We start from the raw sequence: 25,766 nt of genomic DNA, 5'->3' as shown, positions 1-25,766 counted from the left end.
AGCTAGGCGAAGACGACCGTACGACGCCCGTTCAGCAGGATCCGGTGCTCCGCGTGCCATTTCACCGCGCGGGCGAGCGCCTGGCACTCCACGTCGCGGCCTACCGCCACCAGCTGCTCCGGGGTCACCTGGTGGCCGACGCGCTCGACTTCCTGCTCGATGATCGGGCCCTCGTCGAGGTCGGCCGTGACATAGTGCGCGGTCGCGCCGATCAGCTTCACGCCGCGCGCGTGGGCCTGGTGGTACGGCTTCGCGCCCTTGAAGCTCGGCAGGAAGGAGTGGTGGATGTTGATGATCCGGCCGCTCAGCTGCTTGCAGAAATCGTCCGAGAGCACCTGCATATAGCGGGCGAGCACGACAAGTTCGACATTCTCGGCGCGTACCAGCTCCAGCACCTGCGCCTCGGCCGCCGCCTTCGTGTCCCTGGTGACCGGAATGTGATGGAAGGGGATGCCGTACGAGGTGACGAGCTCCGCGAAGTCCGTGTGATTGGAGACGACCGCGGCGATCTCGACCGGCAGCGCGCCCGTCCTCCAGCGGAAGAGAAGATCGTTGAGGCAGTGGCCGAACTTGCTGACCATGAGGACGATCCGCATCGGCTCCTCGGCGAGATGGATCTGCCAGTCCATCTGGAAGGACTCCCCGACGGCGGCGAAGCCCGCCCGCAGCTTCTCCACGGTCACCGGCTCCTCGGCCGAGAAGTGGACCCGCATGAAGAACAGACCCGTGTCCCGGTCCCCGAACTGCTGACTGTCCTCGATGTTGCAGCCGGTGATGTAGAGATAGCTCGACACGGCGTGCACAATGCCCTTTTTGTCGGGGCAGGAGAGCGTCAGGACGTACTGGTCAGTCATCCCCGTAGAGTGCCATATCGGCCGGTCGCGGCAGGAACGCGTCCGTCAGGCGGACCGCGTCATGATGCGGAGCACGTCCAGCGAACGCGGCGGGGCATCCGGGTCCTCGCCGTCGTTGGCCGAGAGGCGGACGTGCGCCTCACGGGCGGCCCGTACGGCCTCCGGCCAGCCGTGATGCTCCAGATACGCCGATACGGGAGCGTCCGCACCGACTTGGTGCATGATCCGCAGCACGCGCAGGACGGCGACGTCGACCAGCGCGGCCTCGCCCGAGTCGCGGAAGATCGTGCCGACGTACTTCTCGGCGGACCAGTTGTCCAGCCAGGTGTCCTCGACCAGGCGGTACACGGCGTCGGTGACGTCGCCGTACCCCTCGCGGCCGGCGAGCCAGCACTCCTGATGGAAGACGGGATCGGAAAGCATGTGCAGCGCCGAGCGCACGTTGCTGCGCCAGCGCCACCAGGGCATGTCATTGAGCGGCATGCCGCCCATGGTGGATGAGCGACTGCCGCGACGGGAAGAGGGGACCGATCCTTGCTGCACGCCGTCGATCGTACGTTCCCCCGCCGGTCGGCCTGACCGCCCCCTGTAATTCACCTTCTCGTCACCCCTGGTTGAACAATGCTCACTGCGCCGTTACCCGGGAGGCGGAAATGTGCTTGACCATGACCGGTTGGCGACGTTCCTCCTCCCCCCGCCCCTCCAGGACCGCACGGGTTCGGGCCGTTTGGACGACCACCACGGCAGCTGTGGCGGCCGGAACGTCTCTGGTCGCGGGCTGTGGCGTGCTCCCTGATGGCTCGGGGGGCTCCAGGGAGCCCGTCAAGGTGATGACCTTCGCTCCCGAGGACACCCGGGCGACGAACATGCCCGGCATGCCCGCGATGGCGAAGGCTTATGCCAAGTGGGCCAAGACACAGGACGGCCTGGACGGGCACGAGCTTCGGGTCATCTCCTGCAACGAGGAGAACAGCTCCACCGGGGCCGCCGCCTGCGCCCGGCGGGCGGTCAAGGAGGGCGTGGTCGCGGTCGTCGGCTCCTACAGCCAGCACGGCGACGCGTTCATGGCCCCCCTGGAGGCCGCGGGCATCCCCTACATCGGCGGGTACGGGATATCCGGCGAGGAGTTCACCAGCTACCTCTCCTACCCCGTCAACGGCGGCCAGGCGTCCCTTCTCGCGGGCAACGGCCGGCAGCTCGCCGACGTGTGCGAGCGGGTCTCGCTGGTACGGCCCAACACCCTCGCGGGCGACGAGCTGCCCCAGCTCCTCAACTCCGGCCTCTCCGAGGGCAGCCGGGACAAGTCCACCGACATCCTGGCGGCCGAGGACGCGACCGACTACACCTCGCAGGCCACGCAGGCCCGCAAGAAGGCGGGGGCCGGTATCGCGTTCGGGTCGGACCGCCCCGGATGTGTGACGGCGGCGCTCGGGGACCGCACCGAGACCTTCGTCGACTCCTTCCGGCGACTGCCCGAGGACAACCGCAAGATCCGGATCTCCTCCGTCATGGGCAGCGTCGGCCAGCCGCTCATCGACCGCACCGGCGGCCGCAACGGCCCGCTCGAAGGCGCGTACGTCACCGGCTGGTACCCGGACGCGGGCGATGCGCGCTGGACCGAGATGGAGAAGGTCATCCGCGCCCACGCCTTCGGCGACAACCGCATCGACCCCGCCGACGCGGGCGTCCAGACCACCTGGATCGCCTACACCGTGCTGCGGACGGTCATCAAGTCGCTCCACGCGGACAAGATCACCCCGGGGATGATCTCGAAGGCTCTGGACAACGGGGTGCAGGTGTCGACCGGCGGGCTCACGCCCACCCTGCGGTGGGAGTACGACGACATGCTCGGCACGCCCAGCTTCCCGCGGATCGTCAACCGCAGCGTGACCTTCCAAGTAGTGCGCGGCGGGCGGCTGGTGGCGCAGAAGCCGGGCTTCGTGGACGTCACCAAGACGCTGACGGAATCCTCGACCCTCTGAGACCTTCTGAGGCCCTGAGGTGCTCTGAGGCCCCTTGACCACCGCGGCCGCTTCTACAACTGCTCGCTGCGCCGCTTGGTGAGCCCGTACTTGGCGGCGATGTCGTTCCAGAGCCCGGAAGCTTCCTTCTTGGCCTTGCTCGCGTCACCGCTGGCGCGGTTGGCCAGGGCGGTCTGGCCGGTGTTGCGCGCCCTGCCGTCCTTGCAGCCCTTCTTGTCCTTGACCTGCTGGGCCCAGGCCGCGTAGTGGTCGTCCGCCGACGCGGACGCCTGCCAGGCCCTGGTGAGCGCCGAGGTCAACTCGTCATGGCTGGGCAGCTTGTCGACGGTCAGGCCGTCCAACCGGGTCACCAGACCGCGGCGCTGCTGCGCGGCGCCCTGCAGATCGGTGGTCGCCTGGTCCAGGTTCTGGCACCGCTTGATGTTCTCCACCGAGCGGATCACCACGGAGCGGCTGTTGTTGCTGTCCGCGAGAAGCTTGTCGAGCGCCTCGGCCTGCGCCTTGGCGGGGTCGGCGGCGGACTGGGGGCTGCCGCTCGGGGCGGGGGACGTGGCGGCGACGTTCTTGCCGGTGCCGGAGTCGTCCTTCTTGTCGTCCCCGTTGAACATCACCATGCTCACGCCGAGTCCGAGTACGGCACAGCCGACGACGACCGCCGCGATGACCGGCGTGCGCGAGGACTTGTGCGCGCGGGGCTCGGGGTCGAGGTCGTGCGGCTCGTACTGCGGCTGCTGGTACTGCTGTTGGCGTGGCTGCTGGAACTGCACCCGGGGCGCCTCGAAGCGGGGCAACTGCTGGGTGGAGTCCGGAATCCGGTCCCCGGGCGCGTCCGTACGGAAGAGGCTGTCGAACTCCGCGGGAGGCTGCCTGTCCCCCGGAGCCCCCGGCCGGATCCCGAAGGGCGCGGCGCTGGGCGCGGGCGGAACCGGCGCGATGTACTGCGTGGCATCGGCGTCGGGCCCCGACGCGGGCCCCCGGCCGGGCACGGCACCGAGGAACTGCGTCGACTCGGCGGGGTTCTGACCCGGCGGCGCGCCCGGGGCGACGGGAGGGATGTACTGCGTGGCGTCGGAGTCCGCGCCGGCGGCGTGCGGGGGCAGGGCGTCCGGCAGCGGCTGAGGCTGAGGCTGCGCGCCGTACGCACCGGCCTGCGCGGGCAGCACCTGCGTGCCGTACTCGGCATCCGGGGCCGGGCCCTGCGGGTATCCGCTCTGCGGGGCCGGGCCCTGCGGGGGCAGCGCCTGGCCGCCGTACCCGCCGTACGGGGCAGGTCCCTGCGGCGGCGCCCCGGCGGGAGGCAGCGCCTGGCCGCCGTACCCGGACTGGGCGGGCGCGCCCGGCGCGGGCAGCGGCTGGGCGCCGTACCCGGACTGGGCGGCTGGCTCGTGCGGCGGCAGTGCATGGGCGCCCTGCTGCTGCGCGTGCGCGCCGTACCCCGGCTGAGGCTCCTGCGACGGCCGGCCCTGCGGCTGACCGTCGTACCCCGACTGCGGGTTCTGACCCCAACCGTCCTGCGCACCCTGGACGTGCGGACCGCCGGACATATCCGGCATACCAGGCGCACCCGGTCCACCCTGCTGCGGTCCCCACGGCTCGCCCCACGGACGGCCGCCCGCCGGAGAAGCCTGAGCCTCGGAGACCCCCGGTATCCAGGGCTCGCTTCCGTCGGCGGGCAGCACGACGCCTTCGTGCGCGGGCCGAGCTGCAGGCTGCTGCTGCTCGTCACCCTGTCCGCTTTGCGTCACCGGGACTCCTACGTGTGGACCTACGCAATCGACGGTTCACGCTACCGGGTGACTCGGCCGCTCCGCACACACGCGTGGGAGCGGTGACAAGACTGCTGCACAAGACGCTGGTATTGCCCGCCGATACCCCGCGCTCCCCCTCACGCCGCCTGGAGCTCGAGACGCGCCCCGAACTCGCGGACCGACGGCTCGTCCGCGTACGGCTCCAGCCGCTGCTGGAGATCGTCCAGGTACTCCGAACCCCGGCTGGAGCGCAGCGTGCCCAGCAGCTCCGCCGCGCGCATGCCCGTGTGGCAGGCCTCCTCGACCTCCCGCTGCTGCACCTGCGAGGTGGCCAGCAGGACGAGCCCGATCGCCCGCCGCCTGGCCCGCGACTCCGGCAGACCGTCCAGCGCGTCCGACGCATGGCGCGCGGCCGCCTCCGGCTGGCCGAGGTCGCGGTAGCAGTGCGCCAGCTCGTCCGCGAGATAGGCCTGATTGAAGTGGGCGATCCAGGCCGGGTCGTCGCCCGCCGACGGCTCCGCCTGCTCCAGCGCGCGCACCGCCTTCGCCGCCACCTCGTGGCAGGTGCGGGCGTCCCCGAGCAGGGCGTGCCCGCGCGCCTCGGCCGCCAAGAACATCGCCTGGGCCCTCGGGGTGACCCTCCCCCGGGCGCCTTCCTGGGCGGCCCGCGCCAGCTGGGCGATCTCGCGAGGGTTCCCGAGCTGGGCCGCCAGATGACTCATGGAGGCGGCCAGCACATAGCCGCCGTATCCCCGGTCGCCCGCCGCCTGGGCCAGGCGCAGCGCCTGGATGTAGTAGCGCTGGGCGAGACCGGGCTGGCCGGTGTCGACGGCCATATATCCGGCGAGTTCCGTCAGCCGGGCCGCCGCGGCGAACAGTTCACGGCCGACCGATTCGCGGTACGAGCCCGAGAGCAGCCCGGAGACCACACTGTTCAGGTAGTGCACGACGACCGGCCGGACATGCCCGCTGCCGAAGCGGTGGTCCAGCTCGGTGAGCGCCGCCGTCATCGCCCGTACCGCTTCGACGTCCGAGGCCCCCACCCGCGCCCCTGCCGTCCGCGCCACCTGGCTGTCCGCGCCGGTGATCAGCCAGTCGCGGCTCGGCTCGACGAGCGCGGACGCGGCGACCGCGGAGCCGGACAGGAAGTCGCGGCGGCCGACATCGCTGCGCCACAGCTCGCAGACCTGCTCGATGGCGCCCAGCACGGTCGGCGAGAAGAGCAGTCCGACACCCGACGCGAGGTTCTTGCCGTTCGCCATGCCGATCTCGTCGATCGTGACCGTGCGCCCGAGTTTGCGGCCCAGCGCCTCGGAGATGATTCCCGGCGCCCGGCCGCGCGGCTGCTGTCCGCGCAGCCAGCGCGCCACCGATGTCTTGTCGTAGCGGAGGTCAAGACCCCGCTCGGCTCCCACCATGTTGACTCGACGGGCGAGGCCGGCGTTGGAACACCCGGCTTCCTGAATGAGCGCCTGCAACCGTTCGTTCGGTTGTCGGGCGACGAGAGGCCTGGCTGCCATGATTACCCCCTGAGGCCGCGATGATCCATGAAGTGATCAATGCCCGGCGGATGTCGGACAATGCAGACTTGGACTGAGTTGGTCGGGTTTTTCCCTGACGCCCCGGTCCGCGTGACGCCCATTGCGAGTGGGTACCCGCCCGCCGCGGCCCCGCCGCATGCGCGCCCCCGCCCGTGCACCCATGCGCCCCGCGTGCAGGATCGATGCTCCGGGCCCCGCCCGAGACCCGCCCGTAACTCAAGGTGATGGCGGGAGTTGAGTGTGACGTGGAAGAGACCATCGGACTCACGGAAGCCGCACGGATCCCCCAACAGCGAGGTGAGCAGCTGCTGGACAATGCCGTGCGGTACGCGGAAGAGCGGCACTGGGACGTGTTCCCCGGCACCTGGCTGGAGGCGGTGGAGGGCAGGGAACGCTGCTCGTGCGGCGACACAGCGTGCCCGGCGCCCGGCGCCCACCCGGTCAGGCCGGACTGGGCGAACCAGGCGACAGGAAGCGCGGTCGCCGCACGCCGGCTGTGGTCGAAACACTCCAGGGCCTCGATCCTGCTGCCGACCGGCCGCACCTTCGACGCTCTCGAAGTCCCGGAGTCGGCGGGCTTCCTGGCGCTGGCGCGCCTGGAGCGGATGGACCTCCCGCTGGGCCCGGTGACCTGCACCCCCGACCGCCGGATGCTGTTCTTCGTACTGCCAGGAGCGGCGCCCAAGATCCCCGACATGATCAGCACCCTCGGCTGGACGCCGAGCGGCATCGACCTGATCGCGCGGGGCGAGGGCCACTATGTCGCCGCCCCGCCGACCCGGATCGGCGGGTACGGCGCGGTGCAGTGGGCGCGCCGCCCCACCCCGGCCAACCGATGGCTGCCGGACGCCGAGGAGTTGATCAGCCCCCTGGCCTACGCGTGCGGGCGGGATGCGGCAGCTGAACGGGCCCGGCGCGGTTAGGACGCGCCGTACATAAGGTGGTCCCCGTACAGACATACATACGGGGACATCGAAGGGCAGGGGCACCATGCCGGACCAGGCAATTGGAGCCGAGAAGGCGGGCGGAGCGCGAACAGCGCCGCCCGCCGTTCGCGTTGAGGGACTGTGGAAGAGGTTCGGCGAGCAGATCGCGGTCGCCGGTATCGATCTCACGCTCCCCGCGGGCAGGTTCATCGGCCTGGTCGGCCCGAACGGCGCGGGCAAGACGACGACCCTGTCGATGGTGACCGGCCTGCTCCGCCCCGACCAGGGCCGGGTTGAGGTCTCGGGCCACGACGTGTGGCGCGACCCGGTCGAGGTGAAGTCCCGTATCGGCGTACTGCCCGAGGGCCTGCGCCTGTTCGAGCGGCTCTCGGGCCGCGAACTGCTCGCCTACAACGGGCGGTTGCGGGGGCTGCCGGGCAAGGAGGTCGACCGGCGCGCGGCGCAGCTGCTCGACGTACTGGACCTGGCGGGCGCGCAGCACAAGCTGGTCGTCGACTACTCGACGGGCATGCGCAAAAAGATCGGTCTCGCGGCCGCGCTGCTCCACAATCCCGAAGTGCTGTTCCTGGACGAGCCGTTCGAGGGCGTCGACCCGGTCTCGGCGCAGACCATCCGCGGGGTCCTGGAGCGGTACACCGCCTCGGGTGCCACCGTCGTCTTCTCCAGCCATGTGATGGAGCTGGTGGAGTCGCTGTGCGACTGGGTGGCGGTGATGGCGGCGGGCCGTATCCGCGCGCAGGGCCCGCTTGCCGAGGTACGCGGCGACGCGCCCTCGCTGCAGAGCGCCTTCCTGGAACTGGTGGGGGCGAACGGCCGGGACACCGGGGCGTCCCTGGACTGGCTCGGCGGCGGTGGCGCCAGGTGAGCACCTCCGCACTCACCCCGGTCTTCGTCCGCCTCAAGCTGTCGCTGCTGCGCAACGGCCTGCGCCAGTCGTCGGGCCGCAGGGCCGCGTACATCTCGTCCGTCGTCGTCACACTGCTTTTCGCGGCGCTCCAGCTCATCGGCCTGATCGCACTGCGCGGAAACGATCACGCGGCGTCGGTGGTCGTACTGCTGACCGGGGTGCTCGCCCTGGGCTGGGCGGTCATGCCGCTGTTCTTCCCGAGCGGTGACGAGACGCTCGACCCGACGCGTCTGGTGATGCTGCCGCTGCGTCCGCGCCCGCTGGTCTCGGCGCTGCTCGCGGCCTCGCTGGTGGGCATCGGGCCGCTGTTCACGCTCTGTCTGGCGGTCGGCTCCGCGTTCGCGATCGCTCACGGTGCGACAGCGGTTGTGGTGTCCGTGATCGCCGTGCCGCTCACGCTGCTGGTGTGCGTGGCGCTCGCGCGGGCGGTCGCCGCCGCCAACATCCGCCTGCTGACCTCACGCAAGGGCCGCGACCTGGCCGTGCTCAGCGGACTGGTGATCGCGGTGGGCATCCAGATCGTCAACTTCGGCGCCCAGCGCCTCGGCGACGCGGGCGGCCTCTCAGCGCTCGACCCGGTGACGGCGGTCGTACGGTGGCTTCCGCCGGCGTCCGCGATCGGCGCGGTGGACTCGGTGAGCGAAGGAGCGTACGGGGCCGCGGTCGCCCAACTCGCCCTGTCCGTACTCGCTCTGGCCCTGCTGCTGGGCTCCTGGCAGCGCAGCCTGACGAAGCTGATGACGACCCCGGACGGCTCGACCCTGGCGGCGGCGTCCGAGCCGACCCGCAAGGAGTCCGCCTCCGGCTTCCACCAGCTGCTGCCCGAGGGCCGTACGGGCACGGTGATGCAGCGCAGCCTGCGCTATGTGTGGCGTGACCCGAAGACCAAGGCAGCCTGGGTGACGGCGCTGGCGATCGGTCTGATCGTGCCGCTGTTCAACGCCCTTCAGGGCACCGGCTCGATCTACTTCGCCTGCTTCGCGGCGGGGATGCTCGGCATCCAGATGTACAACCAGTTCGGGCAGGACACCTCGGCGTTCTGGATGGTCGCGCTGACCATCTCGTCCACCAAGGACGCGTACACCGAACTGCGCGCCCGCGCCCTGGCGTTGCTCGTGATCACCCTTCCGTACACCGCGCTTGTCACGGTGCTCACCGCGTCGCTGCTGGGCAACTGGAAGGCCCTGCCCGAGGTCCTCGGCCTGTCCTTCGCGCTGCTGGGCGCGATGCTGGCGACGGGCGCGGTGGCCTCCGCGCGCTTCCCCTACTCGATCCCGCAGGACAGCGCGTACAAGAACGTCGCGCCCGGGCAGGGCGGACTCGCCTGGATCTCGATCTTCGGCGGCATGATCTCGGCAGCCGTGCTGTGCGCGCCGGTGATCACCCTGACGATCCTGCTGCACGCGGCGAGCGGCCAGTCGGCGACATGGGTGCTGCTGCCGGTGGGCGCGGCGTACGGCCTGCTGATCGGCTGGGGGGGCGTACGGCTGGCGGCGCCGCAGACGGCGAACCGGCTGCCGGAGATCCTGGCGGCGGTCAGCAAGGGCTGAGCCGGGGAGGGTTGAGGGGGCGGGCGCCCGCGTGTGGCGGCGGGCGGATAGCGTGGCGATCATGTCTACGCCGCCCCCGAACCCCTACACGCAGCCTCAGTACCCGCAGAACCCGCAGTACCCGCAGCAGCCTCAGTACCCGCAGAACCCGCAGGGGTACGGGGGGCCGCCTCCCGGCCCGTACCAGCAGCAGCCCTACCCGGGTGCGGGCGGCCCCGGCGGCTGGGGCGGCCTGCCGATGGCGCCTCCCGTACCGCCGCCGAAGAAGGACCGCACGGTCATGGTCCTCAGCATCGTGGTGGCGTCCATCGCGGCACTCGTCGCTGTTGCCTGGCTGGTGAACAACGTCATTCGTCCCGCCGGAGAGCGAGCCACGGGAGCGGGCTTCCCGAAGGCGGAGTACCGGCTCACCCTCCCCCCGACGCTGCTCGACGGAAAATACAAGCTCGCCGACGACCAGTCGGACAAGCACCAGGGCGCGCTGGCGGGAACGAGCGAGGCAAATATCCGCGACCCCCGGGGCTCCGTGGCCCAGTACGTGTCGGCGTCCGAGTCCGGTGTCCTGGTCATCTCGGGCCTTCACGGCCGTATCAAGGACCCCGATCTGGCCCGTACGAAACTGCTGGCGGGCGCCGGGCAGGCGGACGGCTCCAGCATCGTCGTGCCTGCGGCGGACTTCACTCCGGCCGGCTCGGACGTGCCAGTGAGCTGCCAGGTTGTGGTCACTCAGCAGACCACGGGCGGGAAGACCACGCTCCCGATGTGCGCCTGGGCCGACGGCAACACCAGTGCGTCGGTGGCCATCGTGACGCCCGAGACCGCGAAGCAGTCCCCGCAGGAGGTCGACCTCAAGGCCATGGCGGAGGCGACGGTGAAGGTGCGTACGGAAACCCGCCAGCCGATCGGCTGACGGGTTCGTCCCGCACGACGGGCAACGCTCGGTGTGCTCCGTCGCTCAGTTCGCGAGCAGCGACTCCAGTATTGCCTCGTCCGGCGGCCGCACCCTCGTATCGACCCCGCTCGGGCACGACGGATTCAGCCGGAGCCTGGCCAGATCGCGGCCTGCGACGCCCCAGGCGTACCAGGACGACCGTTCCCAGGCCAGCTGCGGCGGGTTGTACCAGCCGTCGCCGAGGCCGCCGAGCACCACCTGGGGCTCGTCGAGCCCCGGTCCGAGCCGGTAGACCAGCCCGCCGAACACCGAGGCGTACACCTGACCACGGTGGACGCTCAGTTCGCCGTAGCTCGGCAGTTTGCCCGTCCGCAGGACCGTACGCGTCTGGAGGTCCATCGCGAACCAGGCGCCCGCGAGGCGCTTGTAGACCCCGTACAGCACACCGTCACACACCTCGATGTGCTGAATGCTCGCGTACCCCTCGACCGGTGCGACCTCCCACAGCACCTCGCGGCGCCGCAGGTCGAAGGCGGCGATCGTCGCGCTCGGCCGGGTCGGCGGCACGCTGCCGCCGCCCCAGGTGTCACCGGCGAGATACGCGATCGGACACCCGTGCCGGTCGTCCAGCGCGACCGACATCACGCTCTGGTCGACGATGACGTCCCGGTAGACCTGGAGTCTGCACCGCCAGGTGTCCACCACGGTCAGCGCGCCCTTGAGCAGGCCGACGCCCGGGGCGCTCGACAGCAGCAGGCGTTCGCGGCCGAAGCGCGCGAAGTCCGTCGGCCGCTGCTGTTCGTGGTCGATGAAGCCCAGTGACCTCACCCTGCCGCGGTCCGGGTCGAGTTCGATCACCTCGGTGCTCGGGTACATCGCCGCGTACACCTTGCCGTCGATCACCCGCAGCTGTTTCGGCTCGCCCGCGACCCTGACCCTCTTGGGCGTGCCGTGCTCCGGCCGGTGCGTCGTGATCGAGAAGTGCCCGCCGACGTGGACCGACCCGTGTGACCCGTACGTCATGGACTGCACGGGATCCGGCCCGGACAGGCCCGCGTCGATCAGCTCCAGTATGTCCGACTTGCCGCCGGCCACATCGAGCCACCAGAGCCGGCCGCTGCCCGCGCCGCCGAGCAGAGTCCTGCCCCCGTCGAGCGGGATCAGCGCTCGGTGCTCGTCGCCGCTCACCGGCGCGACGACGGGCACGAGCGTGTCGCCGTCCCGCCGGTAGACGGTTCCGGTGGGGCGGCCGACGCAGTACAGCGTGCCGTCCTCCGTCATCGTCATCGCGTCTATCAGCCGCTCGGCCGCCGGCGTCGCGATCACCCGTGCGTCGCTGCCGTCGGACGCCATGTCGACGAGGTACTTGGTGAGCGCCGCGATCACCCGGCCGCCGCGGGCGATCATGGCGGCCGCGCCACCGTAGGGCGCCGGCGTGAGGTTCGTCTTCACACCGGTCGCCCGGTCGTACGCCACGACATAGCCGGACGGCAGTGTGCCCGCGTAGACGTACCGGTCGTCGGCGGCGATCGCGCGTACGTACTGCTGGCCAGGCACGGCGTTGCCGAGATTGCGCAGGGTGCCGGTGGCCGGCTTGTACTCCCACACTTCGCCGCGCGGCGAAGTGCCCGCGTAGACGGTGCCGTCGGGCGCCGTGGTCAGGCACCAGACGAAACCGCCCGACGGGCCCACCGTTCCGATCAGCTTCACCTCGCCGGTGGCCGGGTCGAAACGGTAGATGTCCGGGAACGGATAGGTCCCGAGGTAGACCTGCCCGCCCGATACGGTCGCCGCCCAGCCGCCCTCGCCGCGCCCGAGCCGGACGGTTCTGGTGAGGGTTCTGGACGTCAGATCGATCTCGCCGAGGAGCGGCGGGTTCTGACCGCGGGCGACGATGTACGCGCGGTCGCCGAGGGTTGTCATGCCTACTATCGCGGCCGTCAACGATGCGACGCCGTAGGTCGAGAGGGGAGGACCCGAACAGTCCTCCACCCCAGTGGTCGTACTCGTGTCACCGGTGGTGCTGGTCGCGCCGGCTCGGCCGGCTGGGTCTGCCGTGCTGGTGGTGCCTGCGGGGTCGGCCTTCGCCGTGCCCGGGACCGCGATCTGCCCCGCCACGGACGCCAGTGCGAACCCGGCCCCGGCATGCAATAACCGCCTGCGTTCCATGCGTCACTCCCTGAGACTCGGAGACCGTACTCAAGGTAGATGCGGAATCCACGGACCGTCAGCGATCTCGCACGGGTCGGATCAGAATGTCTCGCCGCTCGGCGTGTCGGAAGGATTAGCACCCGTATACGTTCCGCCTCCGCAGGCGGAACTCACGGCCGTCGCAACGCCCCTGACCGAGCGGCAGTTTCCAGACGATGCGGCCTTCTCGCACGGAGAGTCGTCCGTACATCTGCGCAGCTCAGAAGATAGTTTTCTCTTGCACCACCGAAGATCGTCCACATGTTGGACACCCCTCCGCACCCGTCCCGAGCTGCCCGAACGACCATTCGGTCACCACCGAACGAACGTACGCGGCCGGAAACGCGCGATCGATGTGCACTCACTGTCCGCATGCGCAAGACTCCCGACCGCAATCACCCCCCGAGCGAAGGAGTTTTCACACATGCGTTACATCCGAAACACAGTCGCCGCAGTCGCCACGGCATCCGCACTTGTGCTGACCGGCACCACGGCGACCGGGGTCGCACAGGCCGCCCAGCCCCAGCAGGCCACGCAGCCCACGCAGCAGCCCGCCCAGGCGAAGAGCCTGTACGCCCCCTCGGCCCTCGTCCTCACCATCGGCATGGGCGAGACCACCGCGACCGCCACGGTGGAGCGCGCCGTCACCCTGACCTGCGCCCCGCGCCCCGACGGCACGCACCCCGCCGCCGCGGCCGCGTGCACGGAACTGCGCATCGTCGACGGCCAGTTCGCCGCGCTGGCGGAGGAGACCTCGCACAAGATGTGTACGCGCCAGTGGAACCCCGTGGTGATCAGCGCCCAGGGTGTCTGGCAGGGCAAGCGGGTCGACTGGTCGGCCATGTACGGCAACCCGTGCGAGATGGAAGGACGCATGGGCGGCGGCGCGGTCTTCTCGTTCTGACCGGGCCGCCCACCCGACGTTCCACGAGGCCGTCAGCGCTCCCCCGCAGTAGACGGCCTCGAACCTGAACGCCACAAAGCCGACCTCGCCGACCGCCCAGCCGTTGCCGCCACGGCTGATGGCGGTCCCCGTCCCCGCAGGGACCAGGCCCTGTCCGTAACTCCGGCGCCCCGCCCAGAAGTTCGCGATCCGGCGAGGCGCCGCGCTCATGGCGTCAGGACGCCGTCGAGGAAGGGCTCGATCGCCGTCCGCCAGCCCTCCGGCTGGTCGTAGTGCACCAGGTGGCCGGCGTCCGCCACCTCCCCGTACTCACCCCGCGGCAGGACCCGCACCATCTCCTGGGCCTCCGCGCGGCCGAGTTCGCCGTCCAGGCCGCGGACCACCAGCGTCGGGCACTGGACCTGGGCCAGTTCATCCCAGTGCGCGTCATGGACCCAGGTCTCGCGGGACTTGAGCATCTGGCGCCGGGAGAAGACCGGCCGCCAGCCGTCCGCCCGCTCCGCCATGACCTCCGCGAAGAACTCACCGCGGGCCGGATTATTGCGCTCCACCCAGGGGTCGTCCTCGCCGAACCACTTCCGTACGTCCGCGAGCGTCGCGAAGGGGACCGGCCAGGAGCGGAACCAGTCCTCCCACTCGCGCTGCGAGGCCGCCCCGAGCGCCGAGGCCCGCATGTCGCAGATGATCAGAGCCTGGACCAGGTCCGGGCGCTTGGCCGCAAGCTGCCAGGCGGTGAGCGCGCCCATCGAGTGGCCGATCAGGGTCACCGGGGCCAGGCCCAGCTGTTCGACCGCTTGCTCCGCGTCGGCGACGTACGCCTCGCGGGTGAAGGGGCCCTCCGCCGGCTTGTCGCTGCGGCCGTGGCCGCGCTGGTCGAGGGCGACCGCCCGGTGGCGCTCGGCCAGCCAGCGGGCCGTCGACGCCCAGTGCGAGGCACGGCCCATCAGGCCGTGGAGCAGTAATACCCCGGGGGAGCGCTCCCCCTCGCCGCGCCCCTTGGGCGGATCCGCGAACTCCCAGGCAGCCAGGCGTACGCCCTCGGCTCCGGTCACATCGATGCGCCGCACCATCTGGCCTGGCACCCCCTTCTCTCCCCCGGTGGTCGAGCTCCGTCTCGTCCTGCCAGACTATCGAACCTTTATTCGAAAACCGCGTTCTGGCGCGCAACACCGCTCGTTCGAGTGACCGCGCTCGAGGATTGACTCCCGTGGCCGTGGGGAGATCTTCAGCGGGAGGCGGGCCGCTCGGGGAAGAGGGTCCGAGGGGATTGACCTTGAGAGCTCGGGGCTCCGGGTCAGCACAGGGGAGGACAGGCCCCGGCGCCCATGGGCGCCGGGGCCTTCCCCTGAAGAAAGGACGTACGAGTCGTCGAGCGGAATACTCGGGCTGTGCACGATGCACAGGCTGTACGCGGTGCACGCGATGTGCTGAGCGCGCTGCGGTGCGCGCGGGGCGTACGACGGGCGCATACCGTGATCCTCCCCCTGGCTTCGCCGGGTGGACCCCCACCCCGGCCACGGGTCATATGCCTCAGCCACAGCCTGGCACGCGATTCGCCCGGGCGCTGCCATTCCGGACGGAAAACGGTTACTGGCGGGTGAATAACAGCTACAGGCCGACGCCGGCGACCGCCCTACTGCTTGGCCACGAAGACATGCGAGGCGACATCCGCCTGCAGCTCCGCCGCCTCTCCACTGCTGCCCACCAGCACTCCGCCCGCGGACTCCGTGACGCTGACCACCGAACCGGGCTGCACGCCCGCCCGCCGCAGTGTGTACATCAGCTGCGCGTCCGTCTGGATCGGCTCGCCAATTCGGCGTACGACCACGGTCTTGCCGTCCGCGCCCGGGTCCAGGTCGGCCAGCGAGACCATGCCGTCGTCGAGGAAGGGATCGGCCTCCGCCTTCTCGCCCAGCTCCTCCAGGCCCGGGATCGGGTTCCCGTACGGAGACTCCGTCGGGTGGCGCAGCAATTCCAGCACCCGCCGCTCCACCGCCTCGCTCATCACGTGCTCCCAGCGGCACGCCTCCGCATGGACCTGCTCCCACTCCAGGCCGATCACGTCGACGAGCAGACACTCGGCGAGCCGGTGCTTGCGCATCACGCGCGTCGCCAGCCGCCGGCCCTCTTCGGTCAGCTCCAGGTGGCGGTCGCCCGCGACCTGCACCAAGCCGTCCCGTTCCATACGCGCCACGGTCTGGCTCACCGTCGGGCCGCTCTGGTCGAGCCGCTCGGCGATACGGGCGCGCATGGGCACCACACCTTCCTCTTCCAGTTCGAGGATGGTGCGGAGATACATCTCCGTCGTGTCGATCAGTCCGGACATACGTGCCCCTCGATGCTGTGACTTGAAAATCAGTCGTGCGCTGGCCCCGACTCAATTCTTGCGCATCCCACCGACAACCGTGCCGTGCCCGGGGAAGCCCGTCGGTGAGAGCGTATTGACAGGGGAATGGTCCAGACCGCAACGTGATCGACGGCACTGGTATTCCCCCAGCGGCCCGTCTGCGTACTCCTTACGTACCCATCCGCGTTCCCACCCCACGGAAAGGGCTCGGCGATGAGCGAGAGCAAGCTGGCCGGTCAGTTCTTCGACGCCGCGATCGGTCTGCTGCAGCGCGTACGGGACGAGGAGGCCGCGAACGTCGCCGACGCCGGGGCCGCTATCGCCGACACCGTCGCCGCGGGCGGCCGCCTGTTCGCCTTCGGCGCCGGGCACTCCTCGCTCGCCGCGCAGGACGTCGTCTACCGCGCGGGCGGGTTCGCCCTGATGAACCTGCTCGCCGTCCCCGGCGTGGTGGGCGTCGACGTCATGCCCGCGACACTGGGCTCGGCACTGGAACGCGTGGAAGGTCTCGCGGGCGCGGTCCTGGACTCCAGCCCCGCCAGGTCCGGCGACGTCCTCGTGATCATCTCCCTGTCCGGGCGCAACGCCCTGCCCGTCGAGATGGCCATGAACGCGCGGGCGCTCGGACTCAAGGTCATCGGCGTGACGTCGATGGCGTACGCGGAAGAGACCAAGTCCCGGCATGTCTCCGGCACCTTCCTGAAGGACCACTGCGACATCGTCCTCGACTCGAAGATCGCGGTCGGCGACGCGGAGCTCACGCACGAGGGCATCGAGGCGCCGTTCGCGCCCGCGTCCACCGTCGTCACCAGCGCGCTGATGCAGGCCACGATGGCGGCGGCGGCCGAGCAGCTCGTGGAGCGGGGCATCGAGCCGCCGCTGCTGCGCTCGGGGAACGTGGACGGCGGGCACGACTGGAACGGGCGCGTGATGACGGAGTACAGGGACCGGATCTTCTTCCGGCACTAGGGCGTGTTTTGGAAGTCGCTCCCCCAGAGCTTCGCCTGGGAGGTACCCCCACCCCGCGACGCCTGGCACGCGCACTCGCGGTGTTGTCGGAGTCGCCCAAGTACGTCCAGTACGAGGGCGATCCTCCGCCTTGCGACTGCACGCACCAGACGCCGCGGGGCCCGCCCTTCGGGCGGACGGCGCTACTTCCAAAACACGCCCTAGGTCGACGCCCGGGCCCCCGGTTCAACGGGCGGCGCGCGCCCTTACTCCTCCGCCCGCCCCGCCAGGTCCAGCGACGCCGCCGCCAGCACCGCCACACTCTCCGCATACATCGCGTCAGCCCGCTCGAACGCCGGCCGGCTCGCCCCCCGCAGGAACGTCACCACACCCAGCGTCCGACCCCGGCTCCGCAGCACCGTGCACAGCACGTGCACCGCGTCCCGCGGCCACTGGCGGTCCGCCGCCCAGTCAGCCGTCGCCGCCGCCGACGCGGGCGCGCTCGCCCGGACCGAACCATTGCGGTCGGCCGCCTGCAGCGCCGGGTGGCCCGGCGGATAGCGGACCGGGAAGCCGCCGCCCACCACCGGGACGCACGGGCCCGGCGCACCCGACGGGGTCGCCGCCGCGCGGACCAGGCGTTCCCCGTCCGGCTCCATCAGATCGAGCAGCGCATGGTCGGCGAAACCCGCCAGCGCGAAGTCCAGATACGCCGTCGCCGCCTCCATCGAGTCCTCGCACTCCGCCGCGGCCCGCCCGGCCCGGTGCAGCTGACTCGACCGGAAGCGCAGCCGGTCCGCCTCCTGCTCCGCCAGCTTCGACTCCGTCACGTCGTGGAACAGCCACCCCACCCCGAGCGGCACCGGCTCCTCCGCCAGCGGCGAGGCCAGCCGCAGAAAACCACTCCGCCAGCACCGGCGCCGCTCCCCCTGCGTCGTGCTCAGCGTCACCCACAGCTCCGCGAGGCCCCGCGGCGCGCCCTCCGCCAGCACATGATGGAGCGCGCCCTCCAGCTCCTCGACGCCCTGGACGACCAGCTCACCCAGCGGCCGCCCGAGCGGAGACGTACGCCCCGCGCCCAGCGCGCGCGCCGCATAGCTGTTGACGACGGTCGGCCGCAGATCCACATCGACCAGAACCACACCCCAGGACGCGTCGTCGAACAGCGCCTCGCTCAGCGCGATGGACCGCTCCAGGTCGATCTGCGCATGCACCTCGCTGAACGCGCAGTACACCCCCGCGGGCTTCCCGTCCGCGCCCAGCACCCGCGCCGACTGAGTCCGTACGAGAACCCGCCCGCCGTCCTTGCGCAGCAGCGCGAACTCATGAACCTGCCGCCCGGGAGCATCCATCGCGGCCATCAGCCGCCCCTGCACCTCCCCGGCATCCGCGGTCCGCACCGCCCACCCGGCGAACCCGCGCCGCCCCACGGCCTCCTCGGACGACCAGCCGAGAATCCGCTCCGCCTCGCGGTTCCAGTGCGTGATCGTGCCGCCGGCGTCGAAAGCGCACAGGGCGGCATCCATCCCGTCGAGCAGCGCCGCGAGCAACTCCGACCCGGGCACCGGCGCAGAATCGTCCAACCCCGCGCCCTCCCGGTCCGGCTCGTCGGGCCCCAGCGCACTGGTGGTCTCACTCCTGGAAGCACTCATCCTGAACCCCCTGGCAGGACGTGTCCGCGCGAACTGTGCACGTCAGATCATTCAACTGGAACGTGACGCAGGACACACCCTGTTCCCGGAAATCGTTGCCACCCGGAAATTCGCTTGTGAGGTCCCGGACCGGTTCCTAAGGTGTGGGGCACACATGAAAGGAGGTGCTCCGGAAGTGATTTCTTCTCGGACTCGTGAGGTGGCTGCGGGCTGACCGCCCGTCGTCGCACTCTGTGTGCAGCCGACTGACCGTCGGCCGAAATTCCAAGCAGTCACCGACCCGCGGGCTCGCCGGTAAGTCCGGCCGGCTCCTCCGCAAGGAGGGACCAGAGCCCGCGGGTTTCTGCGTTTTACGGGCACCCGGACGTCACGGCGCCAGCCGCTCCACCCGCCACGACGCCGCCTCCGCCTCATCCGCCCCCGTACCGACATACCGCAGCCTGTCGTGCAGCCGGTTCTCGTGGCCCTGCCAGAACTCCATCGCCTGCGGTTCGACCCGGTAGCCGCCCCACTCCGGCGGGGCCGGGATCTGTTCGCCCTCGGGGTAGCGGGTTGCCAGTTCCTCGTATCTGCGCAGCAGGTCGTCGCGCGAGCCGATCACCGAGGACTGTTCACTCGCCCAGGCGCCCAGCTGCGAGCCGTGCGGGCGGCTGCGGAAGTACGCGGCCGTCTCGTCGCGGCCGATGCGGGCCGCCGTGCCCGTGACAATGACCTGGCGGGCCAGTGGGTGCCAGGGGAAGAGCAGGGAGACGTGCGGGTTTGCGGCAAGTTCCTGGCCCTTGCGGGAGCCGTAGTTGGTGTAGAAGACGAAGCCGTGCGCGTCGTACTGCTTCAGCAGCACCGTGCGCGAGGAGGGGTGGCCGTCGGGTGTGGCGGTGGAGACGATCATGGCGTTCGGTTCGTGCAGACCGGCGAACGCGGCCTCCTCGAACCAGTGGGCGAACTGTTCCATGGGGTCGTCGGCCAGATCCGTCTCCAGGAGCGGTGTGGAGCGGTACTGCTTGCGCATGACGGCGGGGTCGTACGGGAGCGGATCGGGCTGCGGGGCGTCGGGAACCGGGTTCGGGGCGGCGTGGTCGGTCACGGAGCCATATTGCCGCAAGGGCCGAGTTTGCCCGGCACGGAGTGCCGCTAATCCTTCCCGTCCGGAATGGGGCAGTGTGCCGGATGTCACGCTTCCCCGCATGAGGCGGACCCGCCAAAATCTTGGGTCGGGCCGCTGTGGCCTCCCTACAGCAGGGGATATCGTGCCTGCCTCCCCGACGGTTGGGTGACCACCTCCCGCACGGGGCATCACCGGAGTGACAGATCCACTCCGACCCCTGCTCGTCGTACACATCTTGAGGAGCCGCCTGATGTCCGACTTCGTACCTGGACTCGAAGGAGTCGTCGCGTTCGAGACGGAGATCGCCGAACCCGACAAGGAGGGCGGCTCCCTGCGCTACCGAGGTGTCGACATCGAGGATCTTGTCGGCCATGTCGGGTTCGGGAATGTGTGGGGGCTGCTGGTCGACGGCGCGTTCAACCCCGGTCTGCCGGCCGCCGAGCCGTTCCCGATTCCCGTGCACTCCGGTGACATCCGTGTCGATGTGCAGTCTGCGCTGGCGATGCTCGCCCCGGTGTGGGGTCTGAAGCCGCTGCTGGACATCGACGAGGCGCAGGCCCGTGACGATCTGGCCCGTGCCGCGGTGATGGCGCTGTCGTACGTCGCGCAGTCGGCGCGCGGCCAGGGGCTGCCGATGGTGCCGCAGAGTGAGATCGACAAGGCGGAGTCCGTCGTGGAGCGGTTCATGATCCGCTGGCGCGGTGAGCCGGACCCGCGGCACGTCAAGGCTGTGGACGCGTACTGGACCTCGGCCGCCGAGCACGGCATGAACGCCTCCACGTTCACGGCGCGCGTGATCGCTTCCACGGGCGCGGATGTCGCGGCGGCGCTCTCGGGCGCGGTGGGTGCCATGTCGGGGCCGCTGCACGGTGGTGCTCCCTCCCGTGTGCTCGGGATGATCGAGGAGATCGAGCGCACGGGAGATGCGACGGCGTATGTGAAGCGGGCGCTGGACAAGGGCGAGCGGCTGATGGGCTTCGGGCACCGGGTCTACCGCGCCGAGGACCCGCGGGCGCGGGTCCTGCGCCGTACGGCCAAGGAGCTGGACGCGCCGCGGTTCGAGGTGGCCGAGGCGCTGGAGCGGGCCGCGCTGGACGAGCTGCACAATCGGCGCCCTGACCGGGTTCTGGCGACGAACGTGGAGTTCTGGGCGGCGATCATGCTGGACTTCGCGGAGATCCCGGCGCACATGTTCACGTCGATGTTCACCTGTGCCCGTACGGCCGGATGGTCGGCGCACATCCTGGAGCAGAAGAGCACGGGCCGCCTGGTGCGGCCGTCGGCGCGCTATGTCGGCCCTGCGGCGCGGGACCCGCGCGAGATCGTCGGTTACGAGGACATCGCGGGCTGACGCTCCTGGTTCAGCAGGTCCGCGTGGTGGCGGGCGGCGACCAGCGGGTGTGCCCGCAGTTTCCCCTTGAGTTCGTTGCGGCCGTACTCCGCGAACAGCGGGTTCGCGGGGTCCGCCGTCACGCCCGGCGCGTTCGCCGCGTACGGGAAGGGCAGCGGTTCGATACGGGCGTCCAGGCGCGGGTTGTAGAAGAACGGCACGGAGTAACGCTCGACGGCTCCGGGCGGGCTGACCACGCGGTGGTTGGTGGCCTTGAGGTAGCCGTTGGTGGCGACTTCGAGGAGTTCGCCGAGGTTGACGACGAAGGCACCGGGCAGCGGCGGCACCTCGTGGAACTGCCCGTCGCCGCGCTCGACCTGGAGTCCGCCTATCTCGTCCTGGTGCAGCAGCGTGAGGAAGCCGTAGTCCTTGTGGGCGCCGACGCCCTGGCCGCCGTCGGGGCCGCTGCCCGGGTAGCGCACCAGCTTGAGGTGGAGGTGGGCGCGGTCGCCGAAGACGTCGTCGTAGAAGCCGGGGGGCGCGCCGATGGCGGCGAGCAGTTCGTGCAGCAGCCTGTCGGCGACGGAGCTGAGCCGGTCGATCCAGGTGAGTGCGGCGGTACGCAGTTCGGGCAGGGCGGCGGGCCACTGGTTGGGGCCCTGCAGCCACCAGTAGGCGGGTTCGCCGGGGCCGGGCACGTGGGCGGGCCGTTCGGCGCCGATGTCGAGCTGGTCGCGCCAGTCCTGGGCGCCGCCGGTGCGTTCGTCGCCGATGCGCGTGTAGCCGCGGAAGTGCGGCGAGTTGATGTTGTCGATGGCGAGCCGGTCGGCTTCGGGCAGCGCGAAGAAGGCCCGCATGGCGCTGGTGAGGGCGGCGGTTTCGGCCTCGGTGACGCCGTGGCCGGTGAGCTGGAAGAAGCCGACGTCGTGGGCGGCACTGTGCAGCTGGGCGTGCAGCAGGGCCCGGGCCTGGGGGCCGCGGTCGGCGGCCGAGAGGTCGATGACGGGGAGCTGAAGGTACGACATGGATGCATCCGCGGGGTGTACGGGGTCCGTGGGGCCGCCAGGGGTGGGGCGGGGGCCACAGGTGCCGGGTGGAGAGGGGGCTGTGCGCTGGGTCAGACGGAGCGCGGACAGCCCATGCTCGTGACGCGGACGTAGTCCACGTGGCGGCGTCGTACGAGCAGAAGCATTCGCCCAGGGTACTGCGGAGCGGGCGGAACCGTGATGGCCCGGGTCACAGGCCGGGAACGGGCGTCAGATGCCCATGAGCCGGACCCGGCCTCCGCACAGCCGGGCCATGTCATCGAGGTCGGACGTCAGCATCAGGACCGGCCCGGGCTGGCGCAGCGCCATCTCCGCGACGATCGCGTCGATGGCGTACTTGTGCCCGTGCAGACCGGTGTCCTTGAGGAGGCGGGCGGCGGCCTTGGCGGACTGCTCGGTGACGGGCTCCACCTTCACCCGCGACAGCAGCCATTGGAGCCGGGGGAGGTTCACCCCGGCGTGTATGACCTCGACGATGGTGTTGGCACCGACGACCAGGCCGATGCCGTTCTCATAGAAGACTTGGATCTTCGACGTGATCTTCCGGTCCTGCGCGATCCACGCCGATAGCCCCTCGGAGTCCAGGACGACGGTGTTGAGAGGGCTGCTCACGCTGCCTCCGTCATCGGATGATCGGGGCTGAGCGCGTCGGCGATCTCAGCGCGTGCCTCAGCGAGTTCCTCCTCGGTGAAGGCGCCGTGCTCTTCCTCGTAGCGCCGAAGTTCTTCACCGAGCAGCCGGTGCCTTATCTCGTGGGCTACCGCGTCAGCGACGAAGGCGGACACGTTGTCGGTCAGCTTCTTCAGCTCCGCCACCTGCTCTGTCGGGAGCGTCACCGTGATGCGCATCGTGTCAGCCATGAGATGAGCATACCCAAAGACGCATACCGCAGTATGCAGATACGTTTCAGCCCAGCGCCTCCTCCAGCAGTGCCGCCCACTGCGCCACCACCCGCTTCCGCCGTGCCGCGTCGTCCGTCAGCAGATTCGCCAGGCCCAGCCCGCGGGCCATGTCCAGCACGCCCTGGACCGTCTCCCGCACCCCGGGCACGGACTCGTCGACCTCCAGCAGCTGGACCGCGATCCGGTGGGTCTCGCGGCCGACCCGGGCCTCCAGTTCCGTGACCCGTGAGCGCAGCTGCTCCTCGTTGGATGCCGCGACCCACAGATGCAGGGCGGCCCGGAACAGCGGGCCCGTGTAGAGGTCGACGAGGGCCGCGACGACTGCCGCGCGGTCCTGCGTGGGGAGCGCTGCCAGTGCCTGCGAGCGCTCTTCCGCGACGTACTCGACGGCCGCTGTGAACAGGTCCTCCCTGGTCGGGAAGTGGTGCTGCGCCGCGCCCCGTGACACTCCCGCCCGCTCTGCGACCACCGAGACGGTGGAGCCCGCCCAGCCGTGTTCGGCGAGGCAGGACACCGCGGCCTCCAGGAGCCGCTGCCGGGTCGCCCGGCTGCGGTCCTGCTTGGGGGAGGTCACCACACCCATGCGGGGTCCCGTCGTTCGAGGAAGGCCGTCATCCCCTCGCGGGCCTCGGCGGACGCGAAGAGGGACGCCGAGCGCTGGACCAGGTCCTCCGCGTCCCGGTCGAAGGCCTCCAGCACCCTGGCCGCGAGCAGTTCCTTCGACGCGGCGAGGCCCTGCGGGGATGCTCTGCGCAGCCCGTCGAGCACCGGGGCGAGCGCCGCGTCCACGTCGTCGGCGGCGAGGGTGAGCAGTCCCGTGCGGGCCGCCTCGGCCGCGTCGAAACGCTCACCGGTGAGGTAGTAGCGCTCGGCAGCGCGCGGGTCCATGCGCGGCAGCAGGGGCAGGGAGATGACGGCGGGCGCGACCCCGATGCGTACCTCCGTGAACGCGAAGTCCGCGCCCGTGGCGCCGGCCGCGATGTCGCACGCCCCGAGCAGACCGAGGCCACCCGCCCGGACGTGCCCGGTGACGCGGGCGACGACCGGTTTGGGCAGGGTGACGATCTGCCGCAGCAGGCCGACGAAGGTGTACGGGTTGGGCGGGGCCTTCAGGTCCGCGCCCGCGCTGAACGTAGACCCGGTGTGGGTGAGCACCACGGCCCGTACGGACTCGTCCTTGGCGCAGTCCGCCAGCGCCTGCGCCAGCTCGCCGACCAGCCGCGCCGACAGGGCGTTGCGGTTGTCCGGCGAGTCCAGCGTCAGGGTGGCGATGCCGCGTTCGTGTGCGGTGACGACCAGCGGCGGGCGTTCCGTCATGCCTTCCGGCAGGCTTTCCGTCACGTGTTCTCCCTCTCCCGGTCCCTCAGTTCACGCCTGAGGATCTTTCCCGACACCGCGCGGGGAACCGCGCCGATGAATTCGACGCGGCGGATCTTCTTGTACGGCGCGACGCGCTCGGCGACAAAGCCGATGATGCCGTCCTCACTGAGATCTTCGGCGGCCGGCTGCCGTACGACGTACGCCTTGGGGATCTCGTTCCCGTTCTCGTCGTACACACCGATCACCGCCGCGTCCGCTATGCCCTCGTGGGTGAGCAGCAGTGCCTCCAGCTCGGCGGGCGCGACCTGGAAGCCCTTGTACTTGATGAGCTCCTTGACCCGGTCGACGACGAAGAGCCAGCCGTCGTCGACCCGGCCTATGTCGCCGGTGTGCAGCCAGCCGTCGGCGTCGATCATGCGGCCGGTGTCCTCGGGGCGTCCGAGATAGCCCTTCATCACCTGCGGGCCGCGGATCGCGATCTCGCCCTCCTCGCCGGGTGCGGCGTCCTTGCCGGGGTCGTCGAGGGAGCAGATCCGCATCTCGGTCGACGCGATGAGTTTGCCGACGGTGCCGGGCGGCGGGTTCTCGGCGCCCTTGGGGACGAGGTGGGTGCCGGGCGAGAGTTCGGTCATGCCGTACGCCTGGCCGATGGGCGGCAGCCCGAGCCGCTTGGAGCAGGCCGCGGCCAGCTCGGCGTCCAGGGGTGCGGCCGAGCAGATGATGTATTCCAGCGAGGACAGGTCGAACTTCGCGACGGCCGGGTGCTTGGCGAGGGCGAGGACGATCGGCGGGGCGACGTAGATGGCGTTGATGCGGTGCGTCTCGATCGCCGCGAGGAAGGTCTCCAGCTCGAAGCGGGGCAGGACGACGACGGTGGCGCCCTGCCGCAGCGGCGCGTTCATCAGCGCGGTGAGTCCGTAGATGTGGAAGAACGGCAGTACGGCGAGGATGCGGTCGCCGGGATCCATCGGCATCAGCGGGTGGAGCTGGGCGAGGTTGGTGGCGATGGAGCGGTGCGTGAGCATCACTCCCTTGGGGATGCCGGTGGTGCCCGAGGAGTACGGCAGGGCGGCGATGTCCTTCGCCGGGTCGATGACGACGTCCGACTCGGGTGCGGTCCCGCCGAGCATGTCGAGGATGCTCACATGCCCGTCGGCGCGGTCGCAGACGAAGATCTCCTCGATGCCCGCGGCCAGTTCGGCGGCCCTGCGGGCGACTTCGAGCAGCGGTGAGACGGTGACGATCCAGCGGGCGGAGGAGTCACGCAGCTGCTTGGCGAACTCCTCCGACGTGGCGAGCGGATGCACGGTGGTGACCGAGGCGCCGGCGCGGGTGGCCCCGTAGAAGACGGAGGGGTAGGCGACGGTGTTGGGGCTGTGCAGGGCGAGGACGTCGCCCTTGCGCAGGCCCGCGTCGGCGAGGGCGGCGGCGATGCGCCGGTGGAACCGGTCGAGCTGCGCGTACGTGACGGTGGTGCCGTTCACGCCGTCGATCAGGGCGATTGCGTCGCCGAACTCGGCTGCCCGGCCGAGCACCGCGTCGTGGATCGGCTCGGTGACGGGCGTGACATCTGCGTACTCGCTCTGGAACACCATCGTGGC

The 25,766-nt window shown here is 70.6% G+C and carries 23 protein-coding genes; 8 read left to right on the top strand and 15 right to left on the bottom strand.

Annotated elements, in window-relative coordinates; translation table 11 throughout:
- Positions 1 to 2: 2 nt before the first annotated feature.
- Both purU and OOK40_RS16470 read right to left on the bottom strand, forming a co-directional pair.
- Entirely contained in the window at positions 3 to 854 is an 852-nt protein-coding gene (gene purU / locus OOK40_RS16475) for a formyltetrahydrofolate deformylase (RefSeq protein WP_266481510.1), read from the bottom strand.
- A 45-nt stretch (positions 855 to 899) separates the two neighbouring features.
- Positions 900 to 1,346 (bottom strand): hypothetical protein, encoded by a 447-nt coding sequence (locus OOK40_RS16470; protein ID WP_266481800.1) that lies wholly within the window; start codon positions 1,344 to 1,346, stop codon positions 900 to 902.
- Between the two features lie 173 nt (positions 1,347 to 1,519).
- On the opposite strand from OOK40_RS16470, the gene OOK40_RS16465 reads away from it, so the two are divergent.
- Positions 1,520 to 2,836, top strand: coding sequence for an ABC transporter substrate-binding protein (locus tag OOK40_RS16465; RefSeq protein WP_266481508.1), 1,317 nt, complete (start codon positions 1,520 to 1,522; stop codon positions 2,834 to 2,836).
- A gap of 53 nt (positions 2,837 to 2,889) precedes the next feature.
- On the opposite strand, the gene OOK40_RS16460 is transcribed toward OOK40_RS16465, so the two are convergent.
- Together OOK40_RS16460 and OOK40_RS16455 are read right to left on the bottom strand one after the other, a co-directional pair.
- A complete protein-coding gene (locus tag OOK40_RS16460) occupies positions 2,890 to 4,581 on the bottom strand; it encodes a hypothetical protein (RefSeq protein WP_266481506.1) in 1,692 nt (563 codons plus the stop codon).
- A 140-nt stretch (positions 4,582 to 4,721) separates the two neighbouring features.
- Positions 4,722 to 6,104 carry a transcriptional regulator gene (locus OOK40_RS16455; protein ID WP_266481504.1) on the bottom strand — a complete coding sequence of 461 codons (1,383 nt, stop codon included), beginning with the start codon at positions 6,102 to 6,104 and terminating at the stop codon, positions 4,722 to 4,724.
- A gap of 245 nt (positions 6,105 to 6,349) precedes the next feature.
- On the opposite strand from OOK40_RS16455, the gene OOK40_RS16450 reads away from it, so the two are divergent.
- The 4 genes from OOK40_RS16450 to OOK40_RS16435 all read left to right on the top strand — a co-directional run bounded on the left by OOK40_RS16450 (position 6,350) and on the right by OOK40_RS16435 (position 10,439).
- The gene (locus OOK40_RS16450; RefSeq protein ID WP_266481502.1) at positions 6,350 to 7,048 is read left to right on the top strand and encodes a bifunctional DNA primase/polymerase; all 699 of its coding nucleotides are present in this window, start codon (positions 6,350 to 6,352) and stop codon (positions 7,046 to 7,048) included.
- Between the two features lie 67 nt (positions 7,049 to 7,115).
- Positions 7,116 to 7,937 carry an ABC transporter ATP-binding protein gene (locus OOK40_RS16445; protein ID WP_266481499.1) on the top strand — a complete coding sequence of 274 codons (822 nt, stop codon included), beginning with the start codon at positions 7,116 to 7,118 and terminating at the stop codon, positions 7,935 to 7,937.
- The gene (locus tag OOK40_RS16440) at positions 7,934 to 9,529 is read left to right on the top strand and encodes a transporter (RefSeq protein WP_266481497.1); all 1,596 of its coding nucleotides are present in this window, start codon (positions 7,934 to 7,936) and stop codon (positions 9,527 to 9,529) included. The genes OOK40_RS16445 and OOK40_RS16440 overlap by 4 nt, the downstream gene beginning before the upstream one ends.
- A 61-nt stretch (positions 9,530 to 9,590) precedes the next feature.
- The gene (locus tag OOK40_RS16435) at positions 9,591 to 10,439 is read left to right on the top strand and encodes a hypothetical protein (protein ID WP_266481495.1); all 849 of its coding nucleotides are present in this window, start codon (positions 9,591 to 9,593) and stop codon (positions 10,437 to 10,439) included.
- Positions 10,440 to 10,484: 45 nt separating this feature from the next.
- On the opposite strand, the gene OOK40_RS16430 is transcribed toward OOK40_RS16435, so the two are convergent.
- Positions 10,485 to 12,344 carry a hypothetical protein gene (locus OOK40_RS16430; protein WP_266481492.1) on the bottom strand — a complete coding sequence of 620 codons (1,860 nt, stop codon included), beginning with the start codon at positions 12,342 to 12,344 and terminating at the stop codon, positions 10,485 to 10,487.
- 691 nt (positions 12,345 to 13,035) lie between these two features.
- On the opposite strand from OOK40_RS16430, the gene OOK40_RS16425 reads away from it, so the two are divergent.
- The gene (locus OOK40_RS16425) at positions 13,036 to 13,515 is read left to right on the top strand and encodes a subtilase-type protease inhibitor (RefSeq protein WP_266481490.1); all 480 of its coding nucleotides are present in this window, start codon (positions 13,036 to 13,038) and stop codon (positions 13,513 to 13,515) included.
- Between the two features lie 206 nt (positions 13,516 to 13,721).
- On the opposite strand, the gene OOK40_RS16420 is transcribed toward OOK40_RS16425, so the two are convergent.
- Together OOK40_RS16420 and OOK40_RS16415 are read right to left on the bottom strand one after the other, a co-directional pair.
- Entirely contained in the window at positions 13,722 to 14,585 is an 864-nt protein-coding gene (locus OOK40_RS16420; protein WP_266481798.1) for an alpha/beta fold hydrolase, read from the bottom strand.
- Between the two features lie 563 nt (positions 14,586 to 15,148).
- A complete protein-coding gene (locus OOK40_RS16415) occupies positions 15,149 to 15,841 on the bottom strand; it encodes a metal-dependent transcriptional regulator (RefSeq protein ID WP_266481488.1) in 693 nt (230 codons plus the stop codon).
- A 234-nt stretch (positions 15,842 to 16,075) separates the two neighbouring features.
- On the opposite strand from OOK40_RS16415, the gene OOK40_RS16410 reads away from it, so the two are divergent.
- A complete protein-coding gene (locus tag OOK40_RS16410) occupies positions 16,076 to 16,831 on the top strand; it encodes an SIS domain-containing protein (protein WP_266481486.1) in 756 nt (251 codons plus the stop codon).
- Positions 16,832 to 17,076: 245 nt separating this feature from the next.
- Here the strand turns inward: OOK40_RS16410 and OOK40_RS16405 are convergent, their stop codons facing one another.
- Both OOK40_RS16405 and pdxH read right to left on the bottom strand, forming a co-directional pair.
- On the bottom strand, positions 17,077 to 18,462 hold the full coding sequence (locus tag OOK40_RS16405) for a PAS domain-containing protein (protein WP_266481483.1): 1,386 nt from the start codon (positions 18,460 to 18,462) through the stop codon (positions 17,077 to 17,079).
- Positions 18,463 to 18,829: 367 nt separating this feature from the next.
- A complete protein-coding gene (pdxH, locus tag OOK40_RS16400; protein ID WP_266481791.1) occupies positions 18,830 to 19,471 on the bottom strand; it encodes a pyridoxamine 5'-phosphate oxidase in 642 nt (213 codons plus the stop codon).
- Between the two features lie 346 nt (positions 19,472 to 19,817).
- On the opposite strand from pdxH, the gene OOK40_RS16395 reads away from it, so the two are divergent.
- Entirely contained in the window at positions 19,818 to 20,918 is a 1,101-nt protein-coding gene (locus OOK40_RS16395; protein ID WP_266481480.1) for a citrate synthase 2, read from the top strand.
- Here OOK40_RS16395 and OOK40_RS16390 read toward each other — a convergent pair.
- From OOK40_RS16390 to OOK40_RS16365, 6 genes are all read right to left on the bottom strand, one after another.
- Positions 20,897 to 21,922, bottom strand: coding sequence for an isopenicillin N synthase family oxygenase (locus OOK40_RS16390; RefSeq protein ID WP_266481478.1), 1,026 nt, complete (start codon positions 21,920 to 21,922; stop codon positions 20,897 to 20,899). The genes OOK40_RS16395 and OOK40_RS16390 overlap by 22 nt on opposite strands.
- 231 nt (positions 21,923 to 22,153) lie before the next feature.
- Positions 22,154 to 22,555 (bottom strand): PIN domain-containing protein, encoded by a 402-nt coding sequence (locus OOK40_RS16385; RefSeq protein WP_266481476.1) that lies wholly within the window; start codon positions 22,553 to 22,555, stop codon positions 22,154 to 22,156.
- Positions 22,552 to 22,803: a type II toxin-antitoxin system CcdA family antitoxin gene (locus OOK40_RS16380; protein WP_266481474.1), complete on the bottom strand. Its 252-nt coding sequence runs from the start codon at positions 22,801 to 22,803 to the stop codon at positions 22,552 to 22,554. Before OOK40_RS16380 ends, OOK40_RS16385 begins: the two co-directional genes overlap by 4 nt.
- 46 nt (positions 22,804 to 22,849) lie before the next feature.
- Complete coding sequence (locus tag OOK40_RS16375; protein ID WP_266481472.1) at positions 22,850 to 23,428, bottom strand: TetR/AcrR family transcriptional regulator; 579 nt, start codon at positions 23,426 to 23,428, stop codon at positions 22,850 to 22,852.
- Positions 23,416 to 24,162, bottom strand: a complete 747-nt coding sequence (locus OOK40_RS16370; RefSeq protein WP_266481789.1) for an enoyl-CoA hydratase family protein — start codon at positions 24,160 to 24,162, stop codon at positions 23,416 to 23,418. Before OOK40_RS16370 ends, OOK40_RS16375 begins: the two co-directional genes overlap by 13 nt.
- A 20-nt stretch (positions 24,163 to 24,182) precedes the next feature.
- The gene (locus OOK40_RS16365; RefSeq protein ID WP_266481469.1) at positions 24,183 to 25,760 is read right to left on the bottom strand and encodes a 4-coumarate--CoA ligase family protein; all 1,578 of its coding nucleotides are present in this window, start codon (positions 25,758 to 25,760) and stop codon (positions 24,183 to 24,185) included.
- Positions 25,761 to 25,766: the final 6 nt, after the last annotated feature.

It is taken from the genome of Streptomyces sp. NBC_01481, assembly GCF_026339995.1.
Lineage (GTDB): Bacteria > Actinomycetota > Actinomycetes > Streptomycetales > Streptomycetaceae > Streptomyces.
This window is presented reverse-complemented; position numbering and strand designations above follow the sequence as displayed.

Bases quoted from the DNA above. Each gene is read 5' to 3' on its own strand.
- OOK40_RS16375 (WP_266481472.1), bottom strand. From the start codon at position 23,428: ATGGGTGTGGTGACCTCCCCCAAGCAGGACCGCAGCCGGGCGACCCGG.
- OOK40_RS16390 (WP_266481478.1), bottom strand. From the start codon at position 21,922: ATGTCGTACCTTCAGCTCCCCGTCATCGACCTCTCGGCCGCCGACCGC.
- OOK40_RS16405 (WP_266481483.1), bottom strand. From the start codon at position 18,462: ATGAGTGCTTCCAGGAGTGAGACCACCAGTGCGCTGGGGCCCGACGAG.
- OOK40_RS16365 (WP_266481469.1), bottom strand. From the start codon at position 25,760: ATGGTGTTCCAGAGCGAGTACGCAGATGTCACGCCCGTCACCGAGCCG.
- OOK40_RS16430 (WP_266481492.1), bottom strand. From the start codon at position 12,344: ATGACAACCCTCGGCGACCGCGCGTACATCGTCGCCCGCGGTCAGAAC.
- OOK40_RS16445 (WP_266481499.1), top strand. From the start codon at position 7,116: ATGCCGGACCAGGCAATTGGAGCCGAGAAGGCGGGCGGAGCGCGAACA.
- OOK40_RS16410 (WP_266481486.1), top strand. From the start codon at position 16,076: ATGAGCGAGAGCAAGCTGGCCGGTCAGTTCTTCGACGCCGCGATCGGT.
- OOK40_RS16435 (WP_266481495.1), top strand. From the start codon at position 9,591: ATGTCTACGCCGCCCCCGAACCCCTACACGCAGCCTCAGTACCCGCAG.
- pdxH (WP_266481791.1), bottom strand. From the start codon at position 19,471: ATGCGCAAGCAGTACCGCTCCACACCGCTCCTGGAGACGGATCTGGCC.
- OOK40_RS16395 (WP_266481480.1), top strand. From the start codon at position 19,818: ATGTCCGACTTCGTACCTGGACTCGAAGGAGTCGTCGCGTTCGAGACG.
- OOK40_RS16450 (WP_266481502.1), top strand. From the start codon at position 6,350: ATGGCGGGAGTTGAGTGTGACGTGGAAGAGACCATCGGACTCACGGAA.
- OOK40_RS16380 (WP_266481474.1), bottom strand. From the start codon at position 22,803: ATGGCTGACACGATGCGCATCACGGTGACGCTCCCGACAGAGCAGGTG.
- OOK40_RS16425 (WP_266481490.1), top strand. From the start codon at position 13,036: ATGCGTTACATCCGAAACACAGTCGCCGCAGTCGCCACGGCATCCGCA.
- OOK40_RS16415 (WP_266481488.1), bottom strand. From the start codon at position 15,841: ATGTCCGGACTGATCGACACGACGGAGATGTATCTCCGCACCATCCTC.
- OOK40_RS16420 (WP_266481798.1), bottom strand. From the start codon at position 14,585: ATGGTGCGGCGCATCGATGTGACCGGAGCCGAGGGCGTACGCCTGGCT.
- OOK40_RS16470 (WP_266481800.1), bottom strand. From the start codon at position 1,346: ATGGGCGGCATGCCGCTCAATGACATGCCCTGGTGGCGCTGGCGCAGC.
- OOK40_RS16465 (WP_266481508.1), top strand. From the start codon at position 1,520: ATGACCGGTTGGCGACGTTCCTCCTCCCCCCGCCCCTCCAGGACCGCA.
- purU (WP_266481510.1), bottom strand. From the start codon at position 854: ATGACTGACCAGTACGTCCTGACGCTCTCCTGCCCCGACAAAAAGGGC.
- OOK40_RS16455 (WP_266481504.1), bottom strand. From the start codon at position 6,104: ATGGCAGCCAGGCCTCTCGTCGCCCGACAACCGAACGAACGGTTGCAG.
- OOK40_RS16370 (WP_266481789.1), bottom strand. From the start codon at position 24,162: ATGACGGAACGCCCGCCGCTGGTCGTCACCGCACACGAACGCGGCATC.